Consider the following 19,197-nt stretch of genomic DNA (forward strand, 5'->3'; position numbering starts at 1 on the left):
GTCACGTCGCAGGTGGGCAACTACCCCATATTTGCCTGAACAGGCTGGCTCGAGAAGCCACCGAATACGCATAAATGGTGGACAATTTGAATAGCAACCGGACACGGAGGTCTTCTCATGCGCACGCCCGCGAAATTGGATGAGCTCGACCTGGCGATCCTCACCGCGATGCACGAGTTCCAGAAAGCCGGAATTCTCGAGCTGTCGCGGCGGACGAAGGTCGCGCGGGCGACGGTGCAGGCGCGGATCAACCGGATGGAGGAATCCGGGGTGATCGCCTCCTACGATCCGCAGATCGACGTCACCGCAGCGGGTTTCGATGTCCAGGCGTTCGTGACGCTGGAGATCGCGCAGGGAGCGCTCGACCTGGTGAGTGCGGAGCTCGCGGCGATTCCGGGGGTGATCGAGGCGTACGCGACGACCGGGTCCGGTGACGTGCTGTGCCGGATCGGAGCCGATTCACATGCCGGGTTGCAGGCGGTGTTGCTGAGCATCGATCGGACCGGGTCGGTGGTGCGGTCGCACAGTGTGGTCGTGCTGTCGACGGTCATCGCGCACCGCACGATGCCGTTGCTGCACACCTTGACTCCGGCGGGCACCGCGAAGGCACCCGCGTACCGGGATCACCGCTGAGAATTCACGGCCGGGGTTTCCGGCCAGGAGCCCTTATCGGGCAGGGGTCGTCATTGCCTGGCGAGGCGAGTCAGTAGGCCGTGTACGTGGGCTTCCGCCGCCGCGCGGGCCGACTCGGGGTGGCCGGATTCGAGGGCTTCGACGATGCGGCGGTGTTCGCGCAGGGCGACGCGGCGGTTGCGGGCCGAGCACCACAGGTCGCCGCGGTACAGGTGGGCCTGGGCCTCCAGGCGGGCCAGTTCGTCGACGACACACGTGTTGCCGGAGGCGTCGCGGATGAAGGTGTGGAATTCCAGGTCGAGCTGGGCGTCGCGCGCGGGGTCGACCGGGTCGTCCAGGTGCGCGAGCTGTGCGGTGACGATGCCGGTGAGCTTGTCGAGGTCGGCCTCGGTGAGGCGGGTGGCGGCCGCGGCGGCGGCGAGGCCGTCGAGGACGGCGCGGACCGCGAGCACATCGCGGATGCGGTCGTCGTCGACGGCGGCCACCTTGGCCCCGGCGTGCGGCGCGCTCACCGCGAGACCCTCATAGATCAGCTGCTGCACCGCTTCCCGGACGGGGCTGCGGCTGACCCCGAGCTCGGTCGCCAGCGCGGGCACGCTCAGCGATCGGCCCGGGGTCAGCTCGCCGGACAGGACCATCTGCCTGATCTGGCGATGGACAGACTGGCCGAGCAGCGAGGCTTCGGTCATCGCAGAATCTTCTGGCATGCTCGGGCGCCCTGCGTGGTGACGCGGGCTGCCTCCTCCGGGCGCTGACCGCTCATGCCGTGTCCTTTCCGTTGGTTGCGCTGATTATCCCTGGGGCCGGTAGTTCGCCTGCACCCGCTGAGTCAGGAAGTCCGCCGCTGTGACGGGCGGATACTTGCCCGCCGGCCCTTGGATGACGGCGTCGCGGTCGGCCTGGGCGAAGTAGGCGATGCTGTAGCGCTCACCCTGGTACTCGCCCTCGCCGGGGCTGCGCACGCGGTGGAAGTTCGACGGCAGCAGGTCGTCGCTCCAGCGGGTGAGCATGTCACCGATATTGCAGGTGATCAGGCTCGACGACGCCGTGATGGAGGTCCACTGCTGCTCCGCCATCTCCTTGCCGGGGCACACCTGCAATCCGCCCTGTCCGTCACGCTGGAAAAGCAGTGTGAGGCAGTCGAAATCGGTGTGCGCACCGGCCCGCCAGCGCCCGGGGACGCCGCGCAGTTCTTCGGGAACGGCGAAGTAGTGCAGCAACCGCAAGGCGCTCTGGTAGCTCGCGGAGCCGGGATCGTGTGCGGCGGTGAAGTGTTCGCGTTCGAGGCCGAGGCGGTCGGCGAAGCAGGACAGCACCCGCATCGCCACTGCCCAGGCTCGACTCTCGAAATCGAGGACGCGGGAGCGGAATCCGGCCAGCTCGGCCTCACTGGGCCACAGCTCGTCCATGTGCGGCCGGGTGATCTGGTAGGACTCCTTCTGGTCGGGCACGCCGATGGACGGGCGTACCTGGCTCAGGCTCTCCCAGCCCGCGTTGTTCTTCTTGACCAGGGGGTATTGGCCCTTGACCGCCTCGGGGAGGGCGAAGAAATCGGCTGTGGTGGCGAACATCTCGTCGATCAGGTCCTGCGCGATGCCGTGGCCGGAGAGCTGGAAGAAGCCGATCTCGGTGGCGGCGGCCCACAGTTCCTCGGTGATCTCGGCGCGCCGGTTCTCGAAGTCGGTGAGGTCGATGACGCGGATCTCGCGGTCGGTGGTTTCCTTGCCGAGGCCGCCCATCTGCTTCTCGCGCGAGACTTCGGACAGGTCGTAGCTGGTGGTCATGGGTGTCTCCTTATCCGGTGACGGAAATGGCGGGGTCGAGGAATTCCTTGGTGACCAGGTCCTTCGCGGTTAGGCCATGCGGTACGTTCGCGCCGCCCGCGCGCAGGATGGGCCCGAATTCGTCGATGATGCGCTGGACGCGGGCCTCGTCGAAACTGCCCAGCACGCCGTCGGTGTCGTTGCCGATCAGGCCGCCGTCGATGAGGGCCTTGGAGCCGAATTCGGCCAGTTCGGCGCTGTAGGGGCTGAGCTTGGGGTTCTGTTCGACTACGTCGACCACGATGTCGTTGACGTGGGTGGGATCGGCCTTGAACGACGCGGTGGCTCGCTGGATCATCGGCACCAGCTTCTGCAAGCACGGGCGCAACTCGGCGAGCTTGTCGGCGCGCACATTCACGGTGCGGGCATAGCCCTCGTAGCCGACATCCTTGAGCAACTGGTAGCCGACCGGCTTGTTCCAGGCCCGCACTTCGTGCTCGTAGGTGAAGGGTTCGGCGTTGACGAAGCCCTGCTGGGCGAAGGACGGATCGGTGACGAAGCGCGAGGGCGAATTGTCGTAGGAGGCGTCGACCTGCGCCTTCTGCACCAGCCCGCGGGCGACGAGCCAGTCCGGGTAGAGCTGACCCTTCGACACCACGACAGGCTTGCCGGACTTGCCGATATCGGCGATGCCCCGCCAGTCGGGATTGGTCTCCGGATCCCACATCAGCATCTGCGGGCTATTGCGCAGCAGGGTGGTGACGGCGACGATCGGCTGCTGACCGGCGGCGGCGATGGCGTGCTCGGAATGGGCGAGGCCGAGGGTGATGCTCTGGTCGACATACATCTGCGACGGCACGGTCTGGAAGCCGATGGCCGGGCCGCCCGCGCGGATCTCCAGCCGCACGCCGGTGTCCTTGCCGTCGGCGACGAGCGGGCCGGTGATCTTGTTGTTGTCGGCGTCTACCTGGTAGCCGGGGCCGAGCAGACCGAAGATCGGGCCGGAGTCGGTTTCCGGTGCCCACTGGAGCTGGACCACCACGGTGGCGGGGCAGGCGCCGGCGAGTTGTTGTTCGGCCGGTGCCGGTTCGAGCGCGACGACGGGTGCGTCGGTGGTGTCGTCGGAACAGGCGGCCGCGGTGCCTGCCAGCAGCACGGCCAGCGCGGCAAAACCTAGGCGGCGCAGGGGAAGTGTCTTCATGGTTGTCCTTGGAGGCTATTGGGCGGAGTTGTGCCAGCGACCGACGCTGACCTTCTGGATGACCGTGAACACGGCGAACACGAGCACGCCGAACAGGGCGGCCAGCAGCAGCGCACCGATCAGGTCCTCGGATTGCAGGCGGGCGCGGTAGGTGTCGAGCAGGGTGCCGATGCCGGGTTTACCCTGCGCGAAGAACATGTCGCCGATGATCGCGCCGGTGACGGACAGTCCTGCGGCAGTGCGCAATCCGGTGAGCGTCGAGGGCAGCGCGGCGGGCAGTTGCAGCGACCAGAGGCGGCGCAGGCGGCCCGCTCGGCCGAGGGTGAACAGTTCTTGGAGATTGCCGTCGACGGATTTGATGCCGAACAGCGTCATCGCGATGATCGGGTGGATCGCGATCAGCACACACACGGTGGTGCGGGCGGCGAACCCGTAGCCGAGCCACAAGCCGATCAGCGGAACCACTGCGAGCACCGGGATCGCCTGCAAGACCACCGCGTACGGGTAGACGACGTTCTCGATCGGCTTGGCCTGGCTCATCAGCACCGCGATCGCCACCCCGAGCACCGCCGAGATCAGCAGGCCGGTGATCGCGACCCTGGCGGTGACGGCCAGCGCCTCGAGCATCACCTCGAGCTTCTTCGGATCGGCGAGCGATTCGCTGAAGACAACGTGCGGCGGCGGCAGCAGGAAGCGGCGGCCTTCGCTGAGGATCAGCATCGACACCGCGTACCAGGCGGCCAGCGCCAGGGTGATCGAAATGGTCGGCGCCACCAGGGCACTGCCGAATGTGCGCAGTCGCACGGTCGGCAGCCGCAGCTTCGGCGTGGCAGGGACCCGAGCCGCGACACTCACCATCAGGCAGCCTCTTTCAACGAGCGCGAGATGCGCGAGACGAGTTCGGTGAAGGCGGGTTCGAAGCGCAGTTCGCGTTCCCGCGGGTAGGGCAGATCGACGTCGATCACCTCGTGGATGCGGCCCGGCCTGGCCGACATCACCACCACGCGCGAAGCGAGGAACACGGCCTCGGAGACCGAGTGGGTGATGAACAGGGCGGTGAAGGCATTGTCGCGATAGAGGCGAAGGAGCTCCTCCTGCATGTTCAGCCTGGTCATCTCGTCGAGCGCGCCGAACGGTTCGTCCAGGAGCATCAGCCGCGGTTCCAGCGACAGCGCCCTGGCCAGCGAGACGCGCATGCGCATGCCGCCGGAGAGCTGGCTCGGCAGCTTGTTCGCGAAGTCGGCAAGGCCGACGGCTTCGATCGCTCGCTCGACCCGTTCGCGGCGCGTCGTACGGTCGACGCCGGCCAGCTCGGCCGAGAGTTCGACATTGCGGCGCACCTTGCGCCACGGCAGCAGCGTGGCCTCCTGGAAGATGAAGCCGATCGAATTCGTGCGCACCGCAACGGCTCCCGAGCTCACCGGTTCGAGACCGGCCGCCAGGCGCAGCAACGTGGACTTGCCACAGCCGGACGGGCCGACCACCGCGACGAACTCGCCTTCGCGGATGTCGAGGTCGACGTCGGTCAGGGCGAGCGTGCCCGCTTCGCCGCCGAAGCGCTTGCTCACTCCGGCGAAGGAAACCTCCATGCCGGACAGCAGCGTCCTCGCGTCGGCGTCGTTCACCGTGTCATAGAGCGTCACCGTGATCACCTTCTCCCGCGGTGTTTCAGTGTTGCGTGCAACCTTTGAGTGGATTCAGTTTGAACTAGCTTGATTACATGCAATATGGCGCTCGTTTCTGAATTATTAATATTCATCGCATGCGGATCAGACGCTGCGCGAGATCCTGGTGATCGACGCGAGTGCTCGCGCCGTCGCGGATCACGGCCTCGCCGTCGACCCACACGGCGTCGATCACGCGCGACGACGCGGCGGTGAGCAGGGTGGCGCCGGGGTCGAGAACCGGCAGGCAGGCGAAGTCGCGATCGAAGCGAACGAGAGTGAGGTCGGCGCGGTCGCCGATCGCGATGCCGGTGTGCGACGGGCGGCCGAGTACCCGGCCCGCGGCGCCGGTCGCCATCCGCAGCATCTGTTCGAAGCCGAGCAGGTCGGCCCTTTTGTGCGACGCACGCTGGAGGTACGCGCCGATCCGGAGAGCGAGCAGCATGTCCTGGGTGTCGTTGCTCGCGGCGCCGTCGACACCGAGCGTGACGTCGATGCCCGCCGCGAGCATCTCCGGAACCGGGGCGACGCCACTGCCGAGGCGCATGTTGGAGACCGGGTTGTAGGAAACGGCGACACCGCGCTCGGCGAAGACCTTGCGGCCGTGGTCGTCGAGGTTGACGCAGTGCACGGCCAGGGTGCGGTCCCAGAGGAAGCCGCTCGCGTCGAGGTAGTCGACGGCGCAGGCACCTGCATGCAATCGGCACATGTCGTCGTCGGTGGTGGTCTCGAGAACATGGATCGACACCGTTTTGCCGGTGGCCTGCGCGTACTCACGAGTGGTCGCCATGCCGTCGGGGGTGAGGCAGCGCGGGTTGGGGACGGCGAGAGCGGTGCTGATGCGGGTGCCCACCAGCTGCTTGTCGAGCTCGTCGACGTGGGCGAGTGCCTCGTCGAGCGGTTGGATGAGGCGCGGGTCGAGGCCCCATTTGCGGGTGATGTCGGCGCGGTCGGCGATGCCGCGTCCGAGGACGACCCGGATGCCGAGTTCGCGCAGCGCGCGGATCATCGCCTGGTGGACCGCGTCGGACGGGTTGGGCCACAGGTGTTCGACGACCGTGGTGACACCGCTGCGCAGCAGTTCCAGACCACCGGCCAGCGCCGAGAGATAGGTCTGTTCCGGAGTGGCGGCCACGGTGTGTTCGCCGACGCACCGCAGCCATTCCAGCAGCGGCAGCCCCTCGCCGGCGCCGCGCAGTACCGCCTGTTGCAGGTGGGTGTGGGTGTTGACGAAACCGGGGAGCAGGTAACCACCGCCGCCGTCGAAACGGGGTAGGTCCGTGTGTTCCGGCCCGGCTCGCAGGGCGATGACGACGCCGTCGCGGACCACCACTTCGCCGGGCGTCCAGCCCTGCTCGGTGTAGACGATGACGTCGGTGATGACGACGGACGCGGCGGATTCCATGCGCGCACCTCTTTCGGGATGCGGCTGGTTAGCGCGCCGGATTCAGCGCAGCACGTCGTCCGTTGCAGCCATGAACGTCGTGAGGACGACCCTAGGATCCGGTTGTTGCCTCGACGTTAAAGATGTGTCACAGGCGCAGGTCCGCGCCAGGTGCCAGGATCTCCACCGTTGGCTCGGATTCGGGTTCGAGGAAGGCCAGTAGCGCCGCTGCTTCTTGTTCTACCTGCGCCGCTTCGGTTTTCGTCCACGTGCGGGTCGGGCTGATCCGTAGCTGCGCGGTGCCGGACTTGACGAAGATCTTGTAGACGCCGGCGAGGAAGCCGTCGATCAGGATCGACGAGACGCTGGTGGCGAACGCGCGCAGGGGCGGGGCGGAGGTGTCGCCGACGATGCGGGAGCGGTCCTTGTGCGCGAGCAGCGCGTTGTCGTACCAGCCGAGCAACCGGACCGGAGCGGGCAGGTCGGGATCGGCGAGTTCGAGGTCGGCCGCGTCGTAGAGGGTGCGGCCGCGGTCGTCGGTGTAGGTGCGGACCCGGTCGCCGAGGTCGGTGACGGCTTGCTTCATGGCCGGCAGCCGGGACCAGGCCTGCATGTCCATCGTGCTGGCCGGACCGAACGCGCGCAGGTAACGCAGGATCAGTTCCGATACCGGGTAGGTCGGGTCGAGCGGTGCGCTCAGCCAGGGCTCGATTCTCGACCAGACCGGGCGGCTGTTATCGCGCCAGCGGCCGCGCGGGGGCGTTTGCAGGACGGGGAGTTGGTACAGCCACGCTTGCAGGACCACACCGGCGTCGCGATCGGGGTACCGGCGCGCGGCCTCGACGCGCATGTCCGCCGCCGACATCGGCTCGTCGCCGAGAACCGCTTCCCCGTTGGCCCGCACCTCCTCCGGGTCGAGACCGACCAGCGCACCGAAATTGAAGCCTTTGCGGAACGGGGCCTTTTCCAGTTCCGGTTGGATGTGGGGCGCGATACGTAGCGCATCGGGCGGGGTGACCAGGTGAATCGTGCCGCGCATCAAGGTGATTCGCACGAGTGAGCGGTCTTCTAGACCGGTCGACACCGTCGCCGGATCGAAATCGGCTATCCGACTCCATAATCCGATGAACGGCGGTGGCACGTCCTGGGCCTGCAGGCCGACCAGGTGATCGCACATCTGCGGTGTCGTCAAGGTGGAGCGCTCGAGCAGGTGCTGGCGCGCGAGCAAGGTCCGGTTCAATTCCCGATTCGACACCAGCATTGCGACTCCTTCGGCTCCGTGACGGACGATACCGGCCGATTGGGCGATTATGCCGGTCTCATCGCAGTTGGACGACGACCTTGCCTACGGCGGTGCGCTCATCCAGTGCCGCAACCGCTTCCGCGGTGCGGTCTAGTGGATAGAGAACCGGGTCGGGGGCGGTGATCGCGCCGGACGCGAGCAGGGGTTCGATCTCGGCCCACTGTTCGGCGAGGTAGGTGGGGTGGGTCATCACCCATTCGCCCCAGGCCGCGCCGACGACCTCCACGTTCTTGAGCAGCAAGCGGTTCACCTTCACCGTCGGGATCTCCCCCGCGGTGAAGCCGACCACGAGCAGTCGGCCGCCGCCCGCCAGCGAGCGGACGCTATCGGTGAAGCGGTCACCGCCGACCGGGTCGAGGACGATGTCGACGCCGCGACCTTCGGTCAGTTCCTTCACTGCGGCGAGCCAGCCGTCGGTCAGCACCACGTCGGTGGCGCCGTTGGCCTTGGCCACCTGAGCTTTCGCATCGGTGCTGACCACCGCGATCACCCGGCCCGCGCCGAGCGCCTTGGCCATCCGCAAGGTGGCGGTGCCGACGCCGCCGGCCGCGCCGTGCACCAGGACCGTCTCGCCCTCGGCCAGCCTGCCGCGCTTGGTCAGGCAGAAATGGACGGTGAGGTCGTTGAACAGCACGCCCGCGCCCGCTTCGAGGGAGATGTTGTCGGGCAGCGCGAACACGGCGTGCTCGGGTGACACCGCCACCTCGGCGACACCGTTGCCGAGCATCGTCAGCGCGGCGACCCGGTCACCGGGGCGCAGCGACGAACCCTCCGGCGCCTCGCGCACCACCCCGGCCACCTCGCCGCCGACGACGAAGGGCAGGCCCGGCTTCATCTGATAGAGACCGCGCGTCATCAGCACATCGGGGAAGGCGATGCCCGCGGCGTGCACGTCGATCAGGACACCACCCGGATAGGCCACCGGCTCGGGCAGATCGACGATCTCGATCGCCGACGGACCGTCCAACTTGCCGACCTGGGCTGCGCGCATTTTCGACACCTCTCTTGATGACATTCACCCGCGAACATAGCCCGGCGAGTGGTTCAACGATGGGCGAACTCGGTCACCGTCTCGCTGAACGACGGTTTGCCGGGAACGGTGATGGTGAGACCGTCGGCACTGAGCAGGTACTGGGTGCCGTCGGTGTAGTTGGTCGCGATGAACGAGCCGTCACCGTTGGGCACCGGATCGTCGAGCGTGATGACGGCGCCGTCACTGACCCGGACACCCTTGTAGTAATAGCGCTGATCACCGGTATGGCAGATGACCACTCGCGATTGGGTGGTGCGGGCGATGGACATCGCGGCGTCGTTGTCATGACAGCGCGGGCCGCCGGAAAGGAAGCCCTGACCGTCGGCGCCGGTGACACTCGACTGCAGCGGCGGGACGGTGGTTTCGGTGGGCAACTGCGCCGTGGAGGCATACGTCTGGCTCGCGGTGTCGATCACGGACGGTTCGACGGCGCCGGACTCGAGCGGTGGCGGGACTGCCACGTTACGACGGTCATCGACGCTCATCATGAACCACACCCCGACGCCGACCGCCGCCAGCGCGATCAGCGAGCCCAGCGCGCCGACCAGCAGCGGTGTCGCCGAATTACGTTGTGGGGGAATCGGTATCGGCGCCGAGGGATGGGTGTACCCACTCCCCTGGCCGGGACCGACCACCCGTTGTGATGCCCGGACGACCGTGGACTCGTGTCCTGCCGCGCGTGTGGGCCGGGGTTCGGTCACGCGACGCATCGGCTGCGGTTCGGCCGATTGCGGGCCTGTCCCGCGACGCGTCGAATTCGGTTCTGCGGGTTGTGGACCCGTGACGCGAGGTACCGGGGTGAATGAACCGGCGCCGGTCGCGGATCGGGCCGGCCCCCGAGTTGTCGGCGACGACAGCGATCCGGCGGAGAAAGCCGCCGCAGCACGGGTTGCCGGCGACGACTGGGACGACAGGGCCGCGGCGGCGCGAGTCGGCGGGGACTGCGAGTCGGCCGGGACGGCAGCCGTGCCACGGGTCGGCGGCGAGTGCGAGTCGCGTGACAGGGCCGCAGAGTCCCGAGTCGGAGGCGACTGCGAGTCGGGCGAAAACGCCGCCGAGTCCCGCGTCGGGGGCGACTGCGAGTCGGGCGAAAACGCCGCAGCGTCCCGCGCAGGGTGCGAGTCGCGTGACAGAGCCGCAGCGTCCCGCGCAGGGTGCGAGTCGCGTGACAGAGCCGCAGAGTCCCGCGTCGGTGGGGGTTGCGAGTCGGCTGGGACGACAGCGGAGCCGCGGGTCGTCGGTGGGGACGGCGGAACCTCGGAGCGGTGCGGCGTCTGTGGGCCGGTGATCTCGATTCGAGGTCCGGATACCGTTGCGGGAGTGGAGCGCTCGGCTTGGATCAGTGCGGCTCTGGCGGCACGAGCCAGGTCGACGGGCGAGGCATAGCGCTGGTCGGGGCGCTTGGCCATTCCCCGCTCGATCACCGGGTCGAAGGTGGTGAGCGTGGGGTCGGCGGCGCTGGGGCGCGGGGCGGGCGCCATCTGGTGCGAACCGATCGCGCCCGCGAGGCTGTTCACCGGGAACGGCACCCGGCCGACCAGCGATTCGTAGAGCACACAGGTGAGCGCGTAGGTGTCCACCGACGGGGACATCGGCACGCTCTCGAACCGCTCCGGCGCCATGTACGCCATGGAACCCACCGCACTGCCCGCGCTGGTGAGCTGCGGATCGGTGGCGGCGTGGGCGATGCCGAAGTCGACCAGATAGGCGAACAGGTTGCCGGTGAGCAGGATGTTGCCCGGTTTCACGTCGCGATGGACCAGGCCGACCTCGTGTGCGGCATCGAGCGCGAACGCGATCTGCTCGACCACCTGCACCGCCTCGACAGGGGTGAGCCTGCCGTACTGCTGGAGCCGCTCCTTGAGATCGACGCCCTTGACCAAGCGCATGTCGATATACAGGACGCCGTCGACCTCGCCCCAGTCGTGCACCGGGATGACGTGCGGTTCCTGCACGCTCGCCATCGCGTGCGATTCGCGGCGGAAGCGCTGCACGAAGGTGGGGTCGGTGGCGAGTTCCCGGTTGAGCATCTTGAGGGCGACAACACGATTCTTGGAGGTGTCGTAGGCCTCGTAGACCTCTCCCATACCGCCGACTCCGAGAAGTCTGCGAATCTCATAGCGCCCGAACATCGAGCCCGCCAATGCTCCGCCGGCCATGACAGCAGGCTACCTGGGCGCGGATAGGTCTGTCATGTAGGACAACCGCGTTCGGACCTCCCTAGTGACCGGCACCTGGTACCCCTAGTCCCGACTCGCCGCGAGGGTGTGATCTGCGACCCGTAAAGTCGTCTACAGAACTACGCAAGAAGTCGCGGCGCACCTGGTGTGTCGCGCAAGGAGCACACGTGTCACTCGATCAGCCACTGGCCCCGCTTCCCGAGGAGGGCACGGGTTTCGCCACGGCGTGGCCTGTCCGGGCCGGCGACGTGGATCCTTATCAACGACTGCGCCTGGATGCCGTGGCGCGGTATCTGTCCGATATCGCCTGGGACGAGCTCAACCAGACCGCTCTGCATCTCACCGATCCCACCTGGATCGTGCGCCGCACCGTCATCGATGTGATCCGCCCGGTCGTGTGGCCCGATCACGTGCATCTCGAGCGCTGGTGTTCGTCGATGTCCACCCGGTGGACGAATATGCGCACGCGGATCACCAGCGAACGCGGCGGGCTGATCGAGACCGAGGGATTCTGGATCAACCTCAGCGAATCGAGCAACCTCCCCGCCCGGATCAGCGACGACGGCCTTGCCTATCTGGCCCGATCCACCGACGAGCATCGCCTGCGCTGGCGGCCCTATCTCACCGATCCGGCGCCGCGCGAGTCCGATACCGACCTGCCGTTCCCGGTCCGCGCGACCGATATCGACCAGTACAACCACGTCAACAATGCCTGCTACTGGCAGGCCGTCGAACAGTTCCTCGTCGACTTCCCGAAGCTGGTCGCCGGACCGCACCGCGCCGTGATCGAGTACGTGGCGCCGGTGCTGGCCCGCGAGCACATCACCGTGCGCGCCCGCCACGAACCGGGCGACCGGACCGGGCAGGTGGTACTGCGGCTGTGGTTCGTGGTCGGCGGCGTCACCACGACCGTCGTCAGAATCATGCCGCTGCCTGTGTAATTTGGCGGCTGGCGCCGCGGTTCTCGGCGCTTGACTCCACCTCTTCCCTCCCTACGGGCGCTCCTTCGTCGCACCCTTCGGTCAGTCCATCGGCGGAGGCGCGCCGAGAACCGGCCTTCGGCCGTCCCTTCGGCGCCGTGCCCGGCAGGGGCGTGGGCCCCTGCCGGATCTACGGCTAACCCTTTGCGGCCTTGAGCAGGTCGGCGCGGGTGGTGAACTTGACCCGGGGCCTGCCTGCCGCCTTGCCCGCGGTCTTCTCGGCCTGGTCGATGGTCTTCCAGCCCTTGCGGTCGACCAGATCGGGCTGACGCTGTTCGAGCAGCGCGCGCAGTGCGGCCCGGTCGCCGGTCGGCGCGGTGAGTTTGCCCGCCATGAAGTCGGCGATCACCGCTTCGACGGTTTCCTCGGCGTCGGCCCGGTTGGAGCCGATCACCCCGCGCGGGCCGCGCTTGATCCAGCCCGAGACGTAGACGCCGGGGACGGGCTCGGTCGCGTCGAGAACCCGGCCGTGCTCGCTCGGCACCGTGCCACGACGCTCGTCGAAGGGCAGCCCGGCGACGGGTTCGCCGCGGTAGCCGATCGAGCGCAGTACCAGTCCGGTGTCGATCGTTTCGGTGCGGTCGGTGGCGGTGGCCACCAATTGCCCGTTCTCCTCGGTCAATTCGTTGTGCGCGAACTCGATCGCGGTAACCGCGTCGGTGCCGTGCACGGCGGTCGGCGCGGTGAGGTAGCGGAACACGATCCGCTTGTTCGACAGGTCGGGTTGCGCCACCGAATACTCTTGCGCGAGTTCGTACTTCAGGCGCATCGAGGGTTCGATGTTCGGATCGTCGAGCACCGCACGGCTGTGCGGGTCGAGTTCGATATCGGCGGGGTCGACGATCACATCCACGCCGGTGCGATGGGTGAGCGCCAGGAACTCCGGCGAACTGTAGGCGGCTTGCAGCGGGCCGCGTCGACCGAGAATCACGACCTCGCGAATATTGCTGCGGCGCAGGGCGTCCAGCGCGTGGTCGGCGATGTCGGTCTTGGCGAGCTCGTCGGGGTGGCCGGTGAGCACGCGCGCCACATCGAGGGCGACGTTGCCGTTGCCGACGATCACCGCACGCTCACCGGAGAGATCGAACTCGCGCTCGGCGAAGTCGGGGTGGCCGTTGTACCAGGCCACGAACTCGGTGGCCGAGTGGCTGCCGGGCAGGTCTTCGCCGGGGATGTCGAGCGAGCGGTCGCTCGAGGCACCGACGGCATAGATCACCGCGTGGTGGTGGTCCAAGAGCTCCTGGTGATCGATGTGCTCGCCGACCTCGACATTGAGGTAGTACTGCAGCGAGTCGCGACGGAACGCCGACTCGAACATCTCGGCGACGCCCTTGGTGCCCGCGTGATCGGGGGCTACGCCCGCGCGCACCAGGCCCCACGGGGTCGGCAGCCGGTCGAACATCTCGATCTCGACATCGCTGCGCCGCAGCAGTTCGTCGGCGGCGTAGCAGGCCGCGGGGCCCGCACCGACGATCGCGACGCGCAGCGTACCCAGACTCTTGGGCGGGCGGGCCGGCGTACTCAGTGGGTCGAAGTTCGACTCGAGCGGGTGACGCTGAAAATAGGCGGCGTTGATCTCGCGATACCTGGACAGCGAGGCCAGCAGGTCGTCTTCGGAGAAGATCGCGTCCACCGGGCACGCGTCAACGCAGGCACCGCAGTCGATGCAGGTGTCAGGGTCGATGTACAGCATCTCCGCCGTGGCGAACTCCGGTTGATCCGGAGTCGGGCGGATGCAGTCGACCGGGCATTCGGTGACGCAGCTGGCGTCGTTGCAACAACGCTGCGTGATGACGTAGGCCATAGGGTGCAGATCCTCGAAATGTGTGGTCGGTGGCTCGAGGCGCCGCCGCGACGGGCCCGCGACGGGTGAGCCGCGAACGCATCATCGGTGACGCACCTTTCAGTGTGCCTCGAGTGTGACTGCGACCTCACCGCTGCCCAGTGATTACGGTGTTCTCATGGTGGTGACCCTGATCTTGATGCGGCACGGAAAATCGGCCTACCCCGACAATGTCGACGACCACGCGCGCCCGCTGGCACCGCGTGGCGAACGCGAAGCGGCGCTGGCCGGTGCCTGGCTGCGCGCCTCCCAGCCGCCCATCGACGCCGTGCGCTGCTCGACCGCCGAGCGCACCAGACAGACCCTCGCGGCCACCGGCATCACCGCGCCGGTCGAATACACCGACGACATCTACGACGCGAACCCACACACCCTCATGGAGCTGATCGGGCTCACCGACGACACGATCTCGACACTGCTCATCGTCGGCCATGTACCCGGGATCCCGTGGACCGCGTGGGAACTGGCGGGCAACCGCGAATCCGATCAGGCGACCGAACTCAGCCGCAAGTTCCCCACCTCGGCGCTGGCGGTGCTCGAGTTCGACCGACCGTGGGCACAACTCGGCCCCGGCACGGGCGAACTCACGTCATTCCACGTCCCGCGCTGAGTTCCCGCGGTGGCTCACTTGAGCAACTTGCCGCCGACGACGATGCCCACCCCCAGCAGCGCGAGGAGCAGGAACGCGACGAATCCGTTCGTCAGCGCCCAGACCACGCCTAGCACGAGTACCACCGGCGCCACGGCGATAGCGGTGATCACCGGGCTCTCCTTGACCGTTTCCCAAGCCGAGCGGGCCCTGACGCGGTCGATGTCCTTACCAGCCATGTGATCCACACTACGTTTCTGTGGGACCCCGGTACACACGCTTGGCGCGCACGGACATGTGATCCACACCTTGTTTCTGTCGGACCCCGCAACGATGCTTGACCGCATGGAATGGAAAATCGAACTCGTTGCCATCCCGGTCACCGATGTCGACCGGGCCAAGGATTTCTACACCAGCATCGGCTTCAACGCCGATCACGACCACACACCGAGCCCGGAGATCCGGTTCGTGCAGCTCACTCCGCCGGGTTCGGGATGTTCGATCTGCATCGGGCGCGGGCTCACCAGTGCCGCGCCGGGCAGTGTCGAGGGCATGCAGATGGTCGTTGCCAGCGCCGACAAGGCCTATGAACAGCTGATCGCGGCAGGCGTGGAAGCCTCCCCCGTCGAGGACATGGGCTGGGGCCGGTTCACCTTCTTCGCCGACCCCGACGGCAACAAGTGGGCGATTCAGGAGCTGCCTAACTACAGCTGAATTCGCCCGTCCCGTGAGAATAGGTCTTGCTTGGAGTGCACTCCAGGTGGATAGCGTCTCCAGGGAGTTCCACGGGAAGGGACGAGCACGATGGATCAGGACGCAGCGCTACGCGCCGACAGCGACGACGAGCACGAGCGCCCGAGGTATTCGATCGGCGAGGTGGCGCAACGATCGGGGCTGAGCCGCGACACGCTGCGCTGGTACGAGCGGATCGGGCTGATGGGCTACGTCGGTCGCGATCACACCGGCAACCGCCGGTTCAGCGATCGCGACCTGGAGTGGCTGGCGCTGATCGCGCGGCTGCGGCTCACCGGCATGCCGGTGGCCGACATGATCCGCTACGCCGAACTGGTACGGGCAGGTGAGCAGACCTACCCGGATCGGCTGGAGATGTTCCGGCAGACCAGATCCGACGTGCTCGACAAAATCGCGGAGCTGCAGCAGACCGTGGCCGTTCTCGACTACAAGATCGCCATCTACGAAGGCCGATCCGATGTGGTCCGTCCCGCCACGATCACCGTGCACACGAGCGAAGGAAGCGACACATGAGCACCACCGCGACACTGCCGACCACCACGCTGGGCGCCGACGGACCGCTGGTCGGGACACAGGGGCTCGGCTGCATGGGCATCAGCGAGTTCTACGGTGATACCGATGCGGCCGAATCGCGGGCCACCCTCGACCACGCGCTCGAACTCGGCGTCACCCTGTTCGACACCGCCGATGTGTACGGCTCCGGCCACAACGAGGAATTCCTGGCCGATTTCGTGCGCGCCAACCGCGAGAACCTGCTGATCGCCACGAAATTCGGCATCGTGCGCAAGGCCGACGACCCGTCCTTTCGCGGCTTCGACAACTCCCCCGCCTACCTCCGCGCGTCGGTCGAGGCCAGCCTGCGCAGGCTCGGTGTCGACACGATCGACCTGTACTACATGCACCGGCGCGACCCCGCGGTCCCGATCGAGGAGACCGTCGCCACGATGGCCGAACTCGTCGCGGCGGGCAAGGTGCGGGCGCTCGGGTTGTCGGAGGTGACCGGCGACGAGCTGCGTGCCGCGCACGCCGTACACCCGATCGCGGCGCTGCAGTCGGAATGGTCGCTGTTCTCCCGCGACGTGGAACGCACCGCGGTGCCCGCCGCGGCCGAATTGGGTGTGGCGTTCGTGCCGTACTCGCCGCTGGGTCGCGGTTTTCTCACCGGCGCGTTCACCTCGGCGAAAGAGCTGAGCGACAAGGACTTCCGTCAGTCCCAGCCCCGCTTCACCGGTGACAATGCCCAGCACAACGCCGAATTGCTCGCGCCGTTGGCCGCGATCGCCGCCGCGCACGACATCACCCAGGCCCAAGCCGCGCTCGCCTGGGTGCATGCGAGGGCGGGTGCGCACAACGTATCCGTGGTGCCGATCCCCGGCACCCGCAAGCGGACCAGGCTGGCCGATAATGTCGCCGCGGCGTCCGTGCGCCTGTCCGCCGACGAACTGGCGACGCTGGAACCGATCGCCGGGCAGGTGGCAGGCAGCCGCTACGCGGATATGTCGTTCACCTCGGCCGGGCGCGAATAGGATCGCGGCCATGACCGAGGCCACCGATCCGCAGCGCCGCGTCGTGCGCAACGTCGAGAAGAACCGCTACGACGTGTTCTTCGACGATGAGCTCGCCGGTTTCACCGAGTACATCGAGCGCGACAACGACACCGATTTCATCCACACCGAGATCGACGACGCGTTCGCGGGCAAGGGACTCGGCGGGGTTCTCGCCCGCCAGGCCATCGAGGACGTGATCGCGCGCGGACGCACCATCACCGCGCACTGCGCGTTCATCCGCGGCTGGCTGGACAAGCACCCCGAGTACGACGCGCACGTGGTGGGCAAGGGCATCACGCCGTGAGCGACAGGGAGATCGACCCGGACGAGGCGCTGTGTGAGCCGTCGCCGCGCCCGGGTCCGATCACCGAGCTGTACCCGGCCAGGGAGGTGCCGCTCGGTGGCGTGCGCGGAGTGTATGTGGAACGCACACTGCCGCAACGGGATCTGCCGACCGTGGGCGCGTGGTGTTTTCTCGACCGGTTCGGTTCGGCCGCCGCGACCGAGGCGGGCGCCTCCCCCGACATCCTGCCGCACCCGCACATCGGCTTGCAGACGGTGACCTGGCCGCTCGACGGCCGCATCCGGCATCGTGACTCGGTGGGATCCGACGTCGAGATCGAACCGGGCCAGCTGAACCTGATGACCTCCGGTCGCGGCATCGCGCACTCGGAGTTCGGCGTACCCGGCGCCGAGTCGGGCCACGGCCTACAGCTGTGGATCGCGCTGCCCGGCCACGCGACCGGCATCGATCCACATTTCGAGCAGCATCGCGAACTGCCGATCTACGCCGAGCCGGGACTGCGCGCCACCGTGCTGATCGGCGCGCTGGGCGGTGTCCGCTCACCGGCGAAGGCCTACACACCGATCGTCGGGGCCGACATCGTGCTCGATCCCGGCGCCGAGGTGCGGCTGCCGCTGGAGCGCGCGTTCGAGCACGCGGTGCTGGTGATCGAGGGCTCGGTGACGGTCGACGGCACCGAGCTCACCGCGGGACCGCTGCTGTACCTGGGCACCGACCGCACCGAGCTCCGCCTGTCCAGCACCGACGGCGCGCATTTCGCACTGGTCGGCGGCGAACCATTCACCGAAGAACTGGTGATGTGGTGGAACTTCGTCGGCCGCAGCCACGACGAGATCGTCGCTGCGCGCCAGGCCTGGGAAGCCCGCGACACCAGCCGCTTTCCGTTGGTCGTCGGCCACGGCCCGGACGAGCGGATACCCGCCCCGCCACTGCCGCCGTTGCGCTTGAAGCCGCGCAAACGAGCGACCGGCTGCGCTCACCTCTGACTCGGCACCGCGGTCGATTCGCCTTCGCACCCTGAATCAACCTGCGCACGAGCCGAAACCTCCGACCGCAGCCGAACCTGGATCAGACCGCGCCTGCACCCGATGCGGGCTCCCGCGCCACATCGGGTGCGGGCTGCCAGCGCCGCATCGGGTGCGCGCGATCAGCGACCGCCGGCCAGCAGGGCGTCGAGGGCGCGGTAGCTGTCGTTGAGGCCGCCCTCCATGCCCGAGGCCAGCATGCCCGCGCATTCCTCGGCCGTGTGGAAGACGCTGTCGGCGACGACTCTGGTGCGGCCGTCGCCGAGGTCGATGAAGGTGGTGTCGTCGATGGAGATGTGGGCGGGCATGCCGTCCCATTCGAAGGACTGCACGATGCGTTCCTTCGGGGTGATCTCGCGGAAGCGGCCTTCGAATCCGTAGGACTCGTCGCCCTCGTGTTCGACGAAACGCCAGTGCCCGCCCTTGCGGAACTCCCAGCGCTCGACGTCGATCACGTGCCCGCGACCCCACCAGCGCGAGAGCTGCTCGATGCGGCTGTAGGCGTCCCACACCCGGTCCAGCGGCGCGTCGAAATCGCGTTCGATGTGGACTTCGCGGTCCGAGGTGGAGGTGATGGCCGCGTCCTTGATGGTTGTGCTCATTGCTCTGGCTCCGTTCGTTGCAGGAATTCACCGAGACGGTCCATCCGGGCCTCCAGCATCTGCCGATAACCCTGCATCCAGGCCACCTCACGATCGAAGACGCGCTCGGAGATGCGGCAGTACCGCACCCGCCCACGCTTCTCGGTGACCACCATGCCCGCGTCCTCGAGCAATCCGATGTGCTTCTTTATGCCGGTCAAGGTCATCTCGAACCGCTCGGCCAACTCGCTGATACTCGCGGGCCCACGCCCGAGCCGCTCGAGGATGCCCCGCCGGGTGGGGTCCGCGAGCGCCCCGAACGAGGCGTCTAGGAAGTCATACTGAACCATCTAGTTCAGTATCGCGTAGCGACCCCCTCCGGTCAAGAGCCTTTCGGCAAACCCTGGACGTGCC

Annotated in this window: 21 protein-coding genes; 8 read left to right on the plus strand and 13 right to left on the minus strand. The window is 67.6% G+C overall.

The features are described from left to right. The first annotated feature begins 117 nt into the window (after positions 1-117). Entirely contained in the window at positions 118-633 is a 516-nt protein-coding gene (locus ACFXKN_RS13370) for an Lrp/AsnC family transcriptional regulator (RefSeq protein ID WP_378941048.1), read from the plus strand. Between the two features lie 50 nt (positions 634-683). On the opposite strand, the gene ACFXKN_RS13375 is transcribed toward ACFXKN_RS13370, so the two are convergent. The 9 genes from ACFXKN_RS13375 to ACFXKN_RS13415 form a co-directional block, all read right to left on the minus strand. Beyond that, positions 684-1,322 carry a GntR family transcriptional regulator gene (locus ACFXKN_RS13375; RefSeq protein ID WP_378941050.1) on the minus strand — a complete coding sequence of 213 codons (639 nt, stop codon included), beginning with the start codon at positions 1,320-1,322 and terminating at the stop codon, positions 684-686. Positions 1,323-1,424: 102 nt separating this feature from the next. Next, positions 1,425-2,417, minus strand: coding sequence for an isopenicillin N synthase family dioxygenase (locus ACFXKN_RS13380; protein ID WP_378941052.1), 993 nt, complete (start codon positions 2,415-2,417; stop codon positions 1,425-1,427). Between the two features lie 10 nt (positions 2,418-2,427). Next, entirely contained in the window at positions 2,428-3,597 is a 1,170-nt protein-coding gene (locus ACFXKN_RS13385; RefSeq protein ID WP_378941054.1) for a nitrate ABC transporter substrate-binding protein, read from the minus strand. A 15-nt stretch (positions 3,598-3,612) separates the two neighbouring features. Continuing rightward, positions 3,613-4,455 (minus strand): ABC transporter permease, encoded by an 843-nt coding sequence (locus ACFXKN_RS13390; RefSeq protein WP_378941056.1) that lies wholly within the window; start codon positions 4,453-4,455, stop codon positions 3,613-3,615. Then, positions 4,455-5,240, minus strand: a complete 786-nt coding sequence (locus ACFXKN_RS13395) for an ABC transporter ATP-binding protein (protein WP_378941058.1) — start codon at positions 5,238-5,240, stop codon at positions 4,455-4,457. Before ACFXKN_RS13395 ends, ACFXKN_RS13390 begins: the two co-directional genes overlap by 1 nt. A 112-nt stretch (positions 5,241-5,352) precedes the next feature. Further along, on the minus strand, positions 5,353-6,666 hold the full coding sequence (locus ACFXKN_RS13400) for an amidohydrolase family protein (protein ID WP_378941061.1): 1,314 nt from the start codon (positions 6,664-6,666) through the stop codon (positions 5,353-5,355). A gap of 127 nt (positions 6,667-6,793) precedes the next feature. Then, positions 6,794-7,906 (minus strand): winged helix DNA-binding domain-containing protein, encoded by a 1,113-nt coding sequence (locus tag ACFXKN_RS13405; protein WP_378941063.1) that lies wholly within the window; start codon positions 7,904-7,906, stop codon positions 6,794-6,796. Positions 7,907-7,964: 58 nt separating this feature from the next. After that, complete coding sequence (locus tag ACFXKN_RS13410) at positions 7,965-8,939, minus strand: NADPH:quinone oxidoreductase family protein (RefSeq protein ID WP_378941065.1); 975 nt, start codon at positions 8,937-8,939, stop codon at positions 7,965-7,967. Between the two features lie 53 nt (positions 8,940-8,992). Beyond that, complete coding sequence (locus ACFXKN_RS13415; protein ID WP_379433041.1) at positions 8,993-11,140, minus strand: protein kinase; 2,148 nt, start codon at positions 11,138-11,140, stop codon at positions 8,993-8,995. 188 nt (positions 11,141-11,328) lie between these two features. On the opposite strand from ACFXKN_RS13415, the gene ACFXKN_RS13420 reads away from it, so the two are divergent. Next, positions 11,329-12,102, plus strand: coding sequence for an acyl-[acyl-carrier-protein] thioesterase (locus ACFXKN_RS13420; RefSeq protein ID WP_378941069.1), 774 nt, complete (start codon positions 11,329-11,331; stop codon positions 12,100-12,102). A 175-nt stretch (positions 12,103-12,277) separates the two neighbouring features. Here the strand turns inward: ACFXKN_RS13420 and ACFXKN_RS13425 are convergent, their stop codons facing one another. Continuing rightward, entirely contained in the window at positions 12,278-13,945 is a 1,668-nt protein-coding gene (locus ACFXKN_RS13425) for an FAD-dependent oxidoreductase (protein ID WP_378941071.1), read from the minus strand. 157 nt (positions 13,946-14,102) lie between these two features. Here ACFXKN_RS13425 and ACFXKN_RS13430 point away from each other — a divergent pair, with 157 nt between their 5' ends. Then, on the plus strand, positions 14,103-14,594 hold the full coding sequence (locus tag ACFXKN_RS13430) for a SixA phosphatase family protein (RefSeq protein WP_378941073.1): 492 nt from the start codon (positions 14,103-14,105) through the stop codon (positions 14,592-14,594). A 14-nt stretch (positions 14,595-14,608) separates the two neighbouring features. On the opposite strand, the gene ACFXKN_RS13435 is transcribed toward ACFXKN_RS13430, so the two are convergent. Next, complete coding sequence (locus ACFXKN_RS13435) at positions 14,609-14,812, minus strand: hypothetical protein (protein ID WP_378913265.1); 204 nt, start codon at positions 14,810-14,812, stop codon at positions 14,609-14,611. Between the two features lie 106 nt (positions 14,813-14,918). Here ACFXKN_RS13435 and ACFXKN_RS13440 point away from each other — a divergent pair, with 106 nt between their 5' ends. From ACFXKN_RS13440 to ACFXKN_RS13460, 5 genes are all read left to right on the plus strand, one after another. Continuing rightward, the gene (locus tag ACFXKN_RS13440; RefSeq protein WP_378941075.1) at positions 14,919-15,287 is read left to right on the plus strand and encodes a VOC family protein; all 369 of its coding nucleotides are present in this window, start codon (positions 14,919-14,921) and stop codon (positions 15,285-15,287) included. Positions 15,288-15,377: 90 nt separating this feature from the next. Continuing rightward, positions 15,378-15,839 (plus strand): MerR family transcriptional regulator, encoded by a 462-nt coding sequence (locus ACFXKN_RS13445; protein ID WP_378941077.1) that lies wholly within the window; start codon positions 15,378-15,380, stop codon positions 15,837-15,839. Beyond that, positions 15,836-16,852, plus strand: a complete 1,017-nt coding sequence (locus ACFXKN_RS13450) for an aldo/keto reductase (RefSeq protein ID WP_378941079.1) — start codon at positions 15,836-15,838, stop codon at positions 16,850-16,852. The genes ACFXKN_RS13445 and ACFXKN_RS13450 overlap by 4 nt, the downstream gene beginning before the upstream one ends. 10 nt (positions 16,853-16,862) lie before the next feature. Continuing rightward, entirely contained in the window at positions 16,863-17,177 is a 315-nt protein-coding gene (locus ACFXKN_RS13455; RefSeq protein ID WP_378941081.1) for a GNAT family N-acetyltransferase, read from the plus strand. Then, positions 17,174-18,163 carry a pirin family protein gene (locus ACFXKN_RS13460; protein ID WP_379433042.1) on the plus strand — a complete coding sequence of 330 codons (990 nt, stop codon included), beginning with the start codon at positions 17,174-17,176 and terminating at the stop codon, positions 18,161-18,163. Before ACFXKN_RS13455 ends, ACFXKN_RS13460 begins: the two co-directional genes overlap by 4 nt. Positions 18,164-18,324: 161 nt before the next feature. Here the strand turns inward: ACFXKN_RS13460 and ACFXKN_RS13465 are convergent, their stop codons facing one another. Both ACFXKN_RS13465 and ACFXKN_RS13470 read right to left on the minus strand, forming a co-directional pair. Then, positions 18,325-18,804, minus strand: coding sequence for an SRPBCC family protein (locus ACFXKN_RS13465; RefSeq protein ID WP_379433043.1), 480 nt, complete (start codon positions 18,802-18,804; stop codon positions 18,325-18,327). Beyond that, a complete protein-coding gene (locus ACFXKN_RS13470) occupies positions 18,801-19,133 on the minus strand; it encodes an ArsR/SmtB family transcription factor (RefSeq protein WP_379433044.1) in 333 nt (110 codons plus the stop codon). The genes ACFXKN_RS13465 and ACFXKN_RS13470 overlap by 4 nt, the downstream gene beginning before the upstream one ends. Positions 19,134-19,197 lie beyond the last annotated feature (64 nt).

It is taken from the genome of Nocardia sp. NPDC059195 (assembly GCF_042754695.1).
In the GTDB taxonomy this organism is placed as follows: domain Bacteria; phylum Actinomycetota; class Actinomycetes; order Mycobacteriales; family Mycobacteriaceae; genus Nocardia.